The sequence below is a fragment of the Micromonospora sp. ALFpr18c genome (assembly GCF_008868155.1).
GTDB lineage: Bacteria > Actinomycetota > Actinomycetes > Mycobacteriales > Micromonosporaceae > Micromonospora.
In genome coordinates this window covers 80,298-92,650 of record NZ_WBKR01000001.1, presented here as the reverse complement: position 1 = coordinate 92,650, position 12,353 = coordinate 80,298, and the positions used below count along the sequence as shown (strand labels likewise).

The window sequence follows — 12,353 nt, the reverse complement described above, 5'->3', positions numbered from 1 at the left end:
GGCCTCAGGTGGTGGCGCTGAAGTCGGGCAGGGTCAGGGTGCCGTCCGGGCCGAGCTGGAAGCCGGGGTTCCAGGCGATCTCCCACAGGTGGCCGTCCGGATCGGCGAAGTAGCCGGCGTAGCCGCCGTAGAACGTCTCCCGCGCCGGTTGGGTCACCTCGGCACCCGCCTTGCTCGCGGTGGCGATCACCTCGTCGACCTCCTCCCGCGAACGGACGTTCTGGGCCAGGCTCATCGCGCCCGTACCCGGATTCCGGACGCCGGCGTCGTCGGCCAGTTTGTCCCGGCTCCACAGCACCAAGGCCAGACCGCCGGCCTGGAAGAAGACCGTCTCCTCGACCTCCTGGCCCCGCCAGCCGAGCTGCTCGTAGAACGCTTTGGCGCGCGGCACGTCGGTGACTCCGAGGGTGATCAGGCTGATCCGCTGCTCCATCTTCGTAACCTAGCGCGCTCCGCTCCGGGATCCGCGGAGGTAGACCAGAACATTCCAAGGAATCTACAATCGTCTCTGTTAACGCTCACACTCGTCCCAGTGCTGAGGCAGTGACGCCATGCCGATTGACGATCGGCGCGCGGCCGGCCCATGCCCTCGGCCAGCTCGACCAACCAAGGGAGAGATCCATGCGAACGAGGGCACGATGGCTCACGACGCTCGCCGCGCTCGGTGTCGTGGTCGCCGGAGTGGTGACACCCGCCGGCCCGGCCAACGCGGAGTCCAACGGCGGGGTACGGGTGATGCCGCTCGGCGACTCCATCACCGAGGGCACCCAGGTGCCGGGCGGGTACCGCATCGGGCTGTGGCAGCGCCTCGCCGCCGGCCGGTACACGGTGGACTTCGTCGGGTCGCAGTTCAACGGGCCGGCCAGCCTGGGCGATCACGACCATCAGGGGCACCCCGGCTGGCGGATCGACCAGATCGACGCCACCATCGTCGGCTGGCTGAACACCCAGCGGCCGCAGACCGTCCTGCTGCACATCGGCACCAACGACATCCTGCAGAACTACAACGTGAGCACCGCGCCGAACCGCCTGTCCACGCTCATCGACAAGATCACCAACACCGCGCCCACCGCCGAGGTGTTCGTGGCGCAGCTCATCCCGCTCTCCAACAGCAACCAGGAGGCGGCCGTCCGCACGTTCAACGCGGCGATACCCGGCATCGTGCAGAGCAAGGTGAACGCCGGCAAGCGGGTGCACCTGGTCGACATGCACAGCGCTCTCACCACCGCCGACCTGATCGACGGCGTCCACCCCACCGCCGGCGGCTACGACAAGATGGCCGCCCGTTGGTACAGCGCGTTGCAGTCGGTGCCCGGAAGCGTCGGCAACCCGGGCAGCGGCGGCGGACAGACCACCGCCATCGTGGGCACGCTGTCCGGCAGGTGCGTCGACGTCCCCGGGTACTCCACCACCAACGGCACCCAGCTGCAGCTGTGGGACTGCCACGGCGGCACGAACCAACAGTGGACCTACACGACCGGCAAGGCGCTGACCGTCTACGGCAACAAGTGTCTCGACGCCGCCGGTTACGGCACCTCCCCGGGCACCCTGGTCACCATCTACGACTGCCACGGCGGGACGAACCAGCAGTGGAACGTCAACGCCAACGGCACGATCACCGGAGTGCAGTCCGGCCTCTGTCTGGACCCCGTCAACCAGGGCACCGGCAACGGCACGAAGCTCGTCCTCTGGACCTGCACCGGTCAGACCAACCAGCAGTGGAGCCGCCGATAGCTCGTCGGACGCCGGCAAGATCGCGCAAGATCCTGGTTGTAGTGGTATCGGCGCGTCGGTGAGGCCACTACATCCTGGTTCGAGCGTGACCTTGACGGCGGTCGGCGTCCCGCCCGGACCGCCGCGTAGCTCTGCCCTGGGTGCGGCGGGCTACGCGGCGATGGTCCCGGCGGTGGCGTACACGTCGGCGGGCAGGGGGTGGTGGAGCTGCCACAGGATGCGCATCGGCCGGTCGCCGGTGTGCGACTCGGTGCTCCGCTGGGGCGGCTGTTCAGCGCGGGTGAAGTGATCGCAGAGCCTCGTTGACCACGTCCCACCGGCGCCGCCCCGGCGCCGGGTTCACTACTTTGCCCTCAGCGACGACAACACCGGCAGCGCGCAGTACCGCCACGTGACCTGCGTACGCCGGATGCGCGGCCAACTCCGCCTTGACATGTGGGAAGGCGACGATCGGTAGGCCCGCGCCCAGCGACTCGTTGAGGACACCGAGCGCCAGGGTGTCGTTGATGCCGAGTGCCCACTTCGTCATCGTGTTGAACGTGACCGGCGCAGCCACCACCACGTCGGCCGGCGGGTGCGGCTCCGGGTCGCCGGGCATCCGCCATTCGACGCGTACGAGATAGCCGGTCTTGTCGTGCAACGCCGCCCGGTCGAGCCACGGCGCGGCGGTGGGGCTGACGATCAGGCACACCCGCCATCCGTCAGCGATCAGGAGGTCGACCAGCTCGTCGATGTGTTCCGCGGGACCAGCAGCGCAGACGACCAGATACAGCACCGGGCGTTCCGTCATGCTGGCAGTTTGCCGGAGTCGGACGACCCACAGGTAGGCGGATACGGAATGCGCGGCAGCGTCGCGCTGGCCACGGCGGCGTTCGCGCTCACCCTGCTCGGGCCGGGTACGTCGAATGTCGGGGCTGTGGCCAGCGGCGAGGTCGGCCCATCGGCCTACCCCTGCAATGTCTGGAACCAGGACTGCTGGCCGATCGAGCTGTGACCGAAGGTCACCCTCGGTTACCGGGTGCCTGAATACCCGATAGCTGGTTCGGAGGATGCCGTTCCCACAGATCACACTGACCGGGGAACGGCATCCTCATCAGTACGGATAGCCGGGGACGTTGAGTCGCACGCTGTACAGGCCGGAGTCGTTCCTCGGGCCTGAGGTGATGTAGAGGGTCTGCCGGTCGGGGCCGCCGAACGCCACGTTTGTCGTACCGGAGGTGCCGGAGCGGATCGTGCCGAGCGGGGTGCCCGTGGGGGAGTAGACGTGGATCAGGGAGTCCGAGCCGGACGCCCAGTACACGTTGCCGGCGCAGTCGATCGTGACGCCGTCCGGCCCGCCGAGGTAGTTCACGAAGACGCTGCGGGCGCCGGTGCTGCCGTCGGGCTGGACGGCGTACCGGTAGATCCTGTTCTCGGAGTAGGCGCCCACGTACAGCGCGGTGCCGTCCGGCGAGAGCGCGATGCCGTTGGGCTGGCGCAACCGGTCGTCGACCAGGGACACCTGACCACCGGAGACGCGGAAGACGCTGGTACGCCCGCTCAATTGGTCCGGGCGGTTGCCGCGCTGGAAGGTGGGGTCGGTGAAGTAGGCGACGCCGTCGGAGCGGACCGCCACATCGTTGGGCGTGTTGAACGCCCGACCCTGGTAATTCGTGGCGACGGTGCTGCGGGCCCGGTCGCTGATCCGGTACGCGGACACGTTGCGCTGGTCGTGGGTGGCCGCGATGATCTGCTGGGCGTCGGTGCTGAGGGCCAGGCCGTTGCTGCCGGCGTTGGCGAGGAACGTGTCGAAGGTCGCCGGCGGGGTGAACCGGCGGATCGTGGACGGCTGGACGTTGTACGGCCCGGTGCCGGCCGCCATGTCGGAGAACAGCAGATAGCCGCCGTCGGCGACCCAGACCGGGCCTTCGAGGAACGAGAAGCCACTCTGGATCTTCGTGGCCGTCACGGAACTGGTCGGCAGCGGCGGACCGTAGCCGGTCCCCGTCGGGCAGACCCCCGGTGGTGTGCCGGGCGGATTGGCGAGGGCCGCGCCGGCGGGCAGTGACGCGGTGCTGAGCGCGACGCACAGGCCGGCCAGCGCGGCAATGGTGGGACGCCAGGTCATCGAAATACTCCAAGGGACGGGTCGGTGCCTCCGCGGGCTGTCTCCGCCCGGCGTGACGAATGGGTACGTCAGGCGTTCGTGTCACCGAACTCGCGTACCCCGTCGACGTCCAGCGTGATCCGCCCGTTCTCGGTCCACTGGCCGGTGGCGGGGAGCCAGCTCGGGTCGTCGCGTTCGTCGATGTCGCTCCAGCTGTGCCGGTGGTGCCGTAGCTGGATCGGCCCGGTCGACGCGCCCGGTGCGAGCGTCCCGCTGGTGAAGGTCAGCTCGACCCAGCCGGGGACGGGCGTGCCCGGCGGCGGGTAGGGCGGCGCTGGCGTCGACATCGTCGACGGCGCGCCCGGTGGGATGAAGAACTGCACGGTCTGCCGGATCCTGTCGCAGCCCAGCGTCGCCCAGTCACAGTTCGGCACCAGCGAGGTGTTGCCGCCCTCGAAGCGCAGGTGGTAGCGCACCCGCACGGTCGTCAGGTCCAGTGGTCCGGTGCCGGTGTTGGTGACCCGCAGGAGGTGCTGGATCTGGTTGTTCGTCGGCGCCCAGTCGAGGTTGAGGTAGTTGACCGTGGCGCGGCCGGAGGCGGTGCGCACGGTGGTGGCGGGCGAGCTGTCGGAGTAGCCGCCGAGTGCGCGGGCGGCAACCGCGATCCGGTACGTCGTGCCGGGCGCCAGGTCGGTCAGCGTGATCGTGGTGTCGGTCGTGGTGCCGAGCCAGCGGTACGTGTTGGGGCCCAGCGGGACCTGCACCTCGTAGTTGATCGGCTGCTCGGCGGCCGGATCGCCGATCCAGGTGGAGGGTGCCCAGCTGAGGGTGAGCTGGTGAGGTTGGTTCACCACCACCGTCGGGCTGCCGGGGGTGCTGATCGCCGGGCCGTCGGCGCGTGCGGCGTTGACGGCGAGCAGGCTCGCCACCGTGGCTACGGCGACGGCGGCGATGACACGGCGAGCGGACATGGTCCGAATGCTAGGGCGATCCGGAGCTAATTCATAGCCACATGTCAATATGTGGACGGGCCTCGTCCGTTACACGACGTAGTCGGCTTGAAGATAATGCCTGGTCAGTCGACTACCTACCGTGAACCCTGTCATCACCAACGGCCTCGGCGTCGGCGACCCAACGGCCGCCGCGGGGCCTCTGACGGGAGAAACACATGTGTGCTCAGAAGCAGACCCGGCGAGCGTCCGTACTCGTGCTCGGTCTCGTCGTGGCCGGGGCGGTGGTCGCCCCGGCGAGCCCGGCGTCCGCCGCAGTCCCCGGTCTGGTGCGGATCGCCGTGACCAGCGTCAACACCTCCGCCGACTTCCACAGCGCCACGGCGACGTGCCCGGCCGGCAAGGTGCTGACCGGCACCGGCTACGAGCTGAACGGCGTCACCGGCGAGGGCGTCGTCGACGACCTGCGCCCCAACGGCGGCCCGGCGACCGCGCCCACGGCCGTCACCGTCGGCGCCTACGAGGCGGAGGCGTTCGCCGGCACCTGGTCGGTGACGGCGTACGCGATCTGCGCGAACCCGCTGCCCGGCCTGGTGCGGGTCTCCACGGCCAGCGTCAGCGACTCGGCCGACTTCCACTCCACCACCGCCGCCTGCCCGGTCGGCAAGGTGCTGACCGGCACGGGTTACGAGCTGAACGGCGTCACCGGTGAGGGCGTGGTCGACGACTTCCGCCCCAACGGCGGCGTGGCCGCGGCGCCGACCTCGGTCAACGTCGGCGCGTACGAGGCCGACGCGACCGCGCTCAACTGGTCGGTGACCGCGTACGCGATCTGCGCGAACCCGCTGCCCGGCCTGGTGCGGGCGTCCACGGTCGGTGCCAGCAACTCCCTCGACTTCCGCAGCGTCGTCGCGGGCTGCCCGGCCGGCAAGGTGATGACGGGAGCCGGCTACGAGCTGAACGGCGTCACCGGCGAGGGCGTGGTCGACGACTTCCGCCCCAACGGCGGCCCCGCGACCGCGCCGACAACCGTCGATTCGGGCGCGTACGAGGAGGATGCGTTCGCCGGCAACTGGTCCGACACGGCGTACGCCATCTGCGCGACGGCGTAGGAAACCGCTCAACCGGTGCGGCCGCCCCGCGAACGCGCGGTGCGGCCGCACCATCGACTGATCGGCTCAGGAGCCGCCCTGGCGCTGAATCCGCCCGTCGCCCGAGACCTTGGCCCGGCCCAGGCCACCCTCGGTGCCGGCCGGGCCGGTCGCGGTACGGCGGTGCCGTTGGTCGGGCGAGTGTTCCATGGTCGAGCCCTGGCGGCCCGGAGCGCCGCTGCCCGAATGCCGCCGGCCTCGCGCCGACTCGCCGCCGCTGTCGTGTTTGTTCTGCTTGTGGCTACCCATGGCTCGCGCGTACCCGGTCACCGGGCGGCTAGTCACCAGCGCCGAACAGCTTGCCCGGCCCCGTACCCGGCGGTGCGTTCGACCCGCCGATCTGACCGTGCTGCGGATCCGGGTCGGGCAGAGCGTGCTCGATACCGCGATATGGCGTCGTCGCCAGCCGCCTCCCCGCCGACGCCGGTGTGGGCCGCCGGAACGGCTGGTCGGCCGAGGAGTGGCTGGCCTATCTGCGCTGGGCGGCCGCTCAGGGCCAGGCCCGGGGCGTGGAAACGGACGCGGTGGAGATGGCGCTACGCCGTGGCGCGGAGACGGGCGTCGAGGGCGTCGAGGTCGGGGACGAACCAGATGTGCTCGGCCTTGTTCGACTCGTGCACCAGGGCGCGGAGCGCCGAGCTGCCCTCCAGCCGCGCCGAGATGTCACCGACGACGGCCAGGCGCAGCCGGTAGTTGACGAACTTCTGCATCACCTCGCCGGCGAAGCGGGTGCCCAGCGAGAAGAAGCGTTCGTCGAAGCGGTCAGCCGGCACGGCAACCACCTGGGCGCCGGCGAAGGCCGCGCCGATCAGGTCCAGCGCGTCCTGCTCGGTGGCGACGGTCGGTCCGGCCGGGTCGCAGACCAGCACCTGCACGCCCGCGCGTTTCTGGATCTCGTCAGGCATCGGGGACCTCCCGGTCGAGTAGGCCGTTGTCGGCGTTGAGGACGGCGTCGAGCAGGTGCAGCAGTTCGGCGGTGGCGGCGGGAGCACCCAAAATGATGATCTTCAAGCGGTGGCGCTCCTCGTCGTGCACCGTCTGCACCCGCAGCGGGTTGGCCTGATCGTGGCCGGTGTTGGCGCTGGCCAACATGAGCGTGCCGAGGCGGTCGGCGGCGGCCCGGTCGACCCCGTCGATCTGCACGATGCTCGACACCTCCGCCGGCCCGACGACGCTGGTCGCCGCCGGGCGCTGCCCGGTGAGCGCGTCGAGATCGGTGGCGGCGATCCGGTACTGCTTGCCGATCCGCACCGCCCGCAGCCGACCCGAGCGGATGTAGCCGCGCACCGTCCGCACGTGTAGGCCGAGCCGGTCGGCGACCTGCTCCACCGAGTACATGTCTTCCGTCATCGTTCCCTACGGTAGCTCGGCTAGGGAACTTTAGGTAATGACGCGGCCTGATTCGTCGACGGCATCAACTCCAAAGGGCCCGCAACAACCCCACCCCGCCCTTGAGACGGCGAGGTCGAGCGCGCCGAGAACGCCGGGTACGCCAAACCAACCGCGCCCGCGCTGTCGGAGCGTTCCAGTACCGTCTGGAAACCATGGACGCGCGGCTCGGCGACGCCATCATCGGGCGGGATCACCCCGCGGGTCTGCTGCGCGCCGAGCTGGACCGGGCCGCCACCAGCCACGGGGGTCTCGTCCTGGTCACCGGGGAGCCCGGCATCGGCAAGACGACCCTCGTCACGTCGGCGGCGCGGCAGGCCCGCCAGCGCGGCGCGCTCGTGCTCGGCGCCGCCTGCTGGGATTCCGACAGCGCTCCCGGCTACTGGCCGTGGGTGCAGGTGCTGCGCGCCCTGCGGCGCTCCGCCGACGACTGGGCGGTCGCACGGCCCGACGCGGAACCAGCCCTCGCGGCCCTGCTCGGCGAGACGGCGAGCACCGACGACCTGCGCAGGCTCGCCGACGGCTGGGCGCCCGAGGACGCCGGCCGGGACGTCGCCGACCAGGAGGCGTTCGCCCTGTACGACGCGGTGACCGCCGCGCTGGTCGCCGTCTCCCAGCGCCGGCCGGTCGTGGTCGTGCTCGACGACCTGCACTGGGCCGACCCGGCCTCGCTGCGGCTGCTCGGGTTCGCCGCCCAGCACACCTGGTTCGAGCGGCTGCTGCTGATCGGCACCTACCGCGACGCCGAGGTCGAGTCAGGCGAACATCCGTTGCGCCCACTGCTCATGCCGCTGGTCGCGAAGTCCACCACGATCACGCTCACCGGCTTGGCCCGTGACGAGGTCGCCGCCCTGATGGCACGGACGGCCGGACGGGAGCCCGACGCAGGCCTGGCCGACGAGGTGCACCGGGCGGTGACCGCCCGGCTGGTGGCCGCCCGAGGTGGCGGCCGGTTCGCCTTCGCTCACGACCTCGTCCGGGAAACCCTCTACGACGGGTTGACCGACGACGACCGGCAGGCCCGGCACGCCGACGTCGTCCGGGCCGTCGACGACCTCCGCGAACTCACCGATCGACTGGTCCCGGCCGACCTCGCCCGCCACGCCTACCTCGCCGGCCCCGCGCTCGACCGCGCCCGGGTGGCCACCCTGCTGGTCGCCGCCGGCCGGGACGCGTTCGCCCGGCTGGCCACCGACGAGGCGGCCGTGCACTTCCGCCGGGCGTTGGAAGTCGTCGAGGACCGGGCGCAACGGGTGCGGATCCTCGTCGAGTTCGGTGAGGCGCAATACCACCACGCCGGCCGGGACGAGGCCGGCCAGCTGCTCACCGAGGCCGCGACGCTGGCCCGCACACTCGACGACCCGGTGCTGCTGGCCCGCGTCGCCCTCATCGTGAACCGCGCCCGCCAGGTCGAGACCGCCGACTCCGTCGAGGCGGCGGAGCTGGTGCGCGAGGCGTACCGGCAACTGATCGGCGAGCCGGACGCCACCGCGTCGGTCGGCACGCTGATCGCCGACCTGATCACCGCCACCGAGACCATCGCCCGGCGAGGGCAGGACGACGAGGCACTCACCTTCAGCCTCTGGGCCCGCCACGACACCACCTGGGGGCTGGGCACCGCGGCGGCCCGTGCCGCGCTGACCACCGAGATCCGGGACGTGGCCCGTCGTACGGGAGACCGGGAAACCGAGCTGTGGGCCACCTCGTTGCGTTGGGTGGCGCTCCTGGAGCTGGGCGACCCCCGATTCGTCGACGAGTTCACCACCTTCGTCACCGCCAACGAGCAGGGCGACCTCGCCCGACACCGGATGGCGGCGGCCGTGGACAGCGGGATCATCGCGGCCTTCCGAGGTGACTTCGCCGAGGCCGACGAGCGGTTCACCGACATCACCGACGTCGCCGACCCGAGCCACGCCGAGTTCGGGTTCATGGGTCATCACCTGCGCTGGTCCCGGCTGGTGCTCCAGGGCCGGTTCGCCGAGGCCGGCACCCTGCTGGACGCGCTGGCCCCCATCGACTACCCCTACCGGGAGCTGCTGCGGGCCATCACCGCCGCCGAAGGCGGCGACGCCGAGACGGCGATCCGGCTGACCGCCGGCATCGAGGCGACCGGCACCCGCTACCCGCGTCCGGTGTCGCCGCTCTGGCTGCGGTTACGCGCGCAGGTCGCCGCCGCGTCCGGTGACCCGCGCCGCTGCGACGACGTGCGGGCCGCGCTCGCCCCGCACCGCGGCCAGTGGGCGGTGGGGCTCTTCGGCTGCGACATCAGCGGTCCCGTCGACCACTGGCTGGCGTTGATCGACGCCGCCCAGGAACGCTGGGACGACGCCATCGCCGGCTTCACGGCCGCCCGTGACTCCGCCGACCGGATGGGCTCCCGGCCCTGGTCGCTCATCGCCCGGGCCGGCCTCGCCAACGCCGTGGCGGGCCGGGGCCACCCGGGCGACGCCGCGACGCTGGCCGAGCTGCGCGCCACCACCGCCCGGGAGGCCACCGCCCTCGGCATGACGCAGGTGCCGCACCGGCTCGCCAACCCGACCCCGGCCGCGGCCCAGGCCAGCCCCGCACGGCAGGCCGTCGCGCCGGCCATCGAGGGGTACGAGTTTCGGCGCGACGGGCCGGTGTGGCAGCTCGCGTACGCCGGTGTCGTGGTGCACCTGCCCGACGCCAAGGGGCTGCACGACCTGCACCTGCTGCTCAGCCGCCCCGGCAGCGACGTGCCGGCGGTCGAGCTGCTCGACCCGGCCGCCGGCCCGGAGCTGGTGGCCGCCCGCCGGATGGGCGGCGACCCGATCCTCGACGACGAGGCGAAGGCCCGCTACCGGCGGCACCTGGCACGCCTCGATGAGGAGATCGACCGGGCCGCCGCACGCGACGACGAGCGGAAGGTGGCCGCACTGGACGCCGAGCGCGGCGCGCTGCTCGACGAGCTGCGCGCCGCGGCGGGGCTGGCCGGCCGGAGCCGCCGGCTGGGCGACGAGGCCGAGCGGGCCCGCAAGACGGTCACCGCGCGGATCAGGGACACGCTGCGCAAGCTCGACGACCGGCACCCGGCCCTCGCAGGCCACCTGCGCGAATCCGTCTCCACCGGCAACACCTGCCGCTACCTGCCCGCCAACCCACCGCACTGGCAGCTCTGAAACCCGCCGACCGGGTCAGCGGCGGTTGTACCGGTACATCGTCAGCGTGCCGAAGACGAGCACGAATCCGGCGCTCCACGCCAGCAGCCACATCATGGCCGACGGGTCCGACGCGCCGTCCATCACCGCACGGACCGCGGCCACCAGCTGGGTGACCGGGTTGACCTTCACGAACGCCTGGAGCCAGCCGGGCATGGTGCTCGGCTCGACGAAGACGTTGCTGAGGAACGTCAACGGGAACAGCACCATCATGCTGACCCCCATCACCGACTTCTCGCTGCGCAGGATCAGCCCGAAGAACGTCCACACCCAGGAGAACGCGAACGAGAAGATCACCAGCAGTCCGATCCCGGCGGCGACTCCGGCGACCCCGCCTCCGGGGCGGAACCCGAGCGCCAGCCCGACGCCCAGGATCACCAGGGCGGCGAGGATGTAGCGCAGCACGTCGCCGAAGATCATGCCGACCAGGGCGGCCGGGCGCCACACGGGCAGCGTGCGGAAGCGGTCGAAGATGCCCTTCTCGATGTCGGTGTTGAGGCCGATACCCGTGTACATGGTGATCATCACGACGCTGGTCACCATGATGCCGGGCAGGAAGAACTGCAGGTAGTCGCGCGGGCTGTCGGCGAGGGCGCCACCGAACAGGTACGTGAACATCAGCACCATGATGATCGGGAACGCGGTCACGTCGAAGAGCTGCTCCGGCACGTGCTTGATCTTCAGCAGGGCCCGCCAGCCGAAGGTCAGCGACGCGCCCAGCGCGCTCGGTCGGGGCGGCCGGGCACCCGGTGCCAGGACGGTCGCCAGCGCCTCGGCGGACGGGACGTAGACCGACGGGGCGCGTTCGGTCGTGGTGGTGGTCGCGTTGCTCATCGGGCTGCCTCCAGCTCGTCGTCGTGCTCGTCGGCCGACACGGCCGGGTGATCGGTCAGGGCCAGGAAGACCTCGTCCAGGCTCGGCTGGCCGAGGGAGAAGTCGTCGACGACGATGCCGGCGCGGGCCAGGTCGCCGAGTGCGCGGGCGGCCTGCGCGCTCGCGTCGAGGTCGCTGCCGGCCTCGCCGACACGCGCGGTCAACGCCACCGGGTCCGCGGGGAGCTGCACCGGCACGTTGAGCGCATCCCGGAGCACCTTCTCCGCCTGGGGCCGCTGACCGGGGTCGCGCAGTCGCAGGTGGACCGTGCCGGAGCCGACCGACGACTTCAACTCGCCCGGGGTGCCCTCCGCGATCACCCGGCCGTGGTCGACGACCGCGATCCGCCCGGCGAGCTGGTCGGCCTCGTCGAGGTACTGGGTGGTCAGCAGCACGGTCGTCCCGTGCGACACCACGGCCCGGACGATCTCCCACACCTGGTTGCGGCTGCGCGGGTCCAGACCGGTCGTCGGCTCGTCGAGGAAGAGCAGGTCGGGCGTGCTGAGGATGCTCGCGGCGATGTCGATGCGCCGCCGCATCCCGCCCGAGTACTTCTTCACCTGCCGGTCGCTCGCCTCGGTCAGACCGAACGCGGCGAGCAGGGCGGCGGCGCGTTCACGGGCGGCCGGCCTGGGCAGGCCGAGGAGGCGGGCGAGGAGCACCAGGTTCTCCGTACCGGTCAGGTCCTCGTCGACCGAGGCGTACTGCCCGGTGAGGCTGACCCGGCTGCGGACCTTGTCGGCCTCGGTGACCACGTCGTGCCCGAAGACCCGGGCGGTGCCGCCGTCGGGGCGCAGCAGCGTCGCGAGCACCCGGACGGCCGTGGTCTTGCCCGCCCCGTTCGGGCCGAGCAGGCCGTAGACGGTGCCGGCGGGGACCTGAAGGTCCATGCCAGCCAACGCCCGGGTCTCCCCGAACGAGCGGGTGAGACCCTCGGCCTCGATGGCCAGGCCGGTGGTGCGTCTATTCATGATCCTTACCTTTCGTCGGG

General features: G+C 71.4%; 13 protein-coding genes. 4 read left to right on the top strand and 9 right to left on the bottom strand.

The annotated features are described in order from the left end of the window. Positions 1-4: 4 nt before the first annotated feature. Positions 5-433 (bottom strand): VOC family protein, encoded by a 429-nt coding sequence (locus tag F8271_RS00445; RefSeq protein WP_151487591.1) that lies wholly within the window; start codon positions 431-433, stop codon positions 5-7. Between the two features lie 188 nt (positions 434-621). On the opposite strand from F8271_RS00445, the gene F8271_RS00440 reads away from it, so the two are divergent. Beyond that, positions 622-1,734, top strand: coding sequence for a ricin-type beta-trefoil lectin domain protein (locus F8271_RS00440; protein ID WP_151487590.1), 1,113 nt, complete (start codon positions 622-624; stop codon positions 1,732-1,734). A 271-nt stretch (positions 1,735-2,005) separates the two neighbouring features. Here F8271_RS00440 and F8271_RS00435 read toward each other — a convergent pair whose 3' ends face one another. Further along, positions 2,006-2,524 (bottom strand): flavoprotein, encoded by a 519-nt coding sequence (locus F8271_RS00435; RefSeq protein ID WP_151487589.1) that lies wholly within the window; start codon positions 2,522-2,524, stop codon positions 2,006-2,008. Between the two features lie 48 nt (positions 2,525-2,572). Between F8271_RS00435 and F8271_RS32085 the strand changes: the two genes are divergently transcribed. Then, positions 2,573-2,728 (top strand): hypothetical protein, encoded by a 156-nt coding sequence (locus F8271_RS32085; RefSeq protein ID WP_192580073.1) that lies wholly within the window; start codon positions 2,573-2,575, stop codon positions 2,726-2,728. 99 nt (positions 2,729-2,827) lie between these two features. Here F8271_RS32085 and F8271_RS00430 read toward each other — a convergent pair whose 3' ends face one another. Both F8271_RS00430 and F8271_RS00425 read right to left on the bottom strand, forming a co-directional pair. Continuing rightward, positions 2,828-3,841, bottom strand: coding sequence for an SMP-30/gluconolactonase/LRE family protein (locus F8271_RS00430; protein ID WP_151487588.1), 1,014 nt, complete (start codon positions 3,839-3,841; stop codon positions 2,828-2,830). Between the two features lie 68 nt (positions 3,842-3,909). Then, positions 3,910-4,791 (bottom strand): cellulose binding domain-containing protein, encoded by an 882-nt coding sequence (locus F8271_RS00425; RefSeq protein WP_151487587.1) that lies wholly within the window; start codon positions 4,789-4,791, stop codon positions 3,910-3,912. 197 nt (positions 4,792-4,988) lie between these two features. On the opposite strand from F8271_RS00425, the gene F8271_RS00420 reads away from it, so the two are divergent. Next, a complete protein-coding gene (locus tag F8271_RS00420; RefSeq protein ID WP_151487586.1) occupies positions 4,989-5,882 on the top strand; it encodes a hypothetical protein in 894 nt (297 codons plus the stop codon). 66 nt (positions 5,883-5,948) lie between these two features. Here F8271_RS00420 and F8271_RS00415 read toward each other — a convergent pair whose 3' ends face one another. From F8271_RS00415 to F8271_RS00405, 3 genes are all read right to left on the bottom strand, one after another. Then, positions 5,949-6,170 carry a hypothetical protein gene (locus F8271_RS00415; RefSeq protein ID WP_151487585.1) on the bottom strand — a complete coding sequence of 74 codons (222 nt, stop codon included), beginning with the start codon at positions 6,168-6,170 and terminating at the stop codon, positions 5,949-5,951. Positions 6,171-6,457: 287 nt separating this feature from the next. Further along, positions 6,458-6,826 (bottom strand): DUF4180 domain-containing protein, encoded by a 369-nt coding sequence (locus F8271_RS00410; protein WP_151487584.1) that lies wholly within the window; start codon positions 6,824-6,826, stop codon positions 6,458-6,460. Next, positions 6,819-7,271 (bottom strand): helix-turn-helix domain-containing protein, encoded by a 453-nt coding sequence (locus F8271_RS00405; protein WP_151487583.1) that lies wholly within the window; start codon positions 7,269-7,271, stop codon positions 6,819-6,821. The genes F8271_RS00410 and F8271_RS00405 overlap by 8 nt, the downstream gene beginning before the upstream one ends. Before the next feature lie 194 nt (positions 7,272-7,465). Here F8271_RS00405 and F8271_RS00400 point away from each other — a divergent pair, with 194 nt between their 5' ends. Then, positions 7,466-10,450: an AAA family ATPase gene (locus F8271_RS00400; RefSeq protein ID WP_151487582.1), complete on the top strand. Its 2,985-nt coding sequence runs from the start codon at positions 7,466-7,468 to the stop codon at positions 10,448-10,450. A 15-nt stretch (positions 10,451-10,465) separates the two neighbouring features. Here the strand turns inward: F8271_RS00400 and F8271_RS00395 are convergent, their stop codons facing one another. Then, positions 10,466-11,323, bottom strand: a complete 858-nt coding sequence (locus F8271_RS00395; RefSeq protein WP_151487581.1) for an ABC transporter permease — start codon at positions 11,321-11,323, stop codon at positions 10,466-10,468. Continuing rightward, a complete protein-coding gene (locus F8271_RS00390; protein ID WP_151487580.1) occupies positions 11,320-12,333 on the bottom strand; it encodes an ATP-binding cassette domain-containing protein in 1,014 nt (337 codons plus the stop codon). The genes F8271_RS00395 and F8271_RS00390 overlap by 4 nt, the downstream gene beginning before the upstream one ends. Positions 12,334-12,353: the final 20 nt, after the last annotated feature.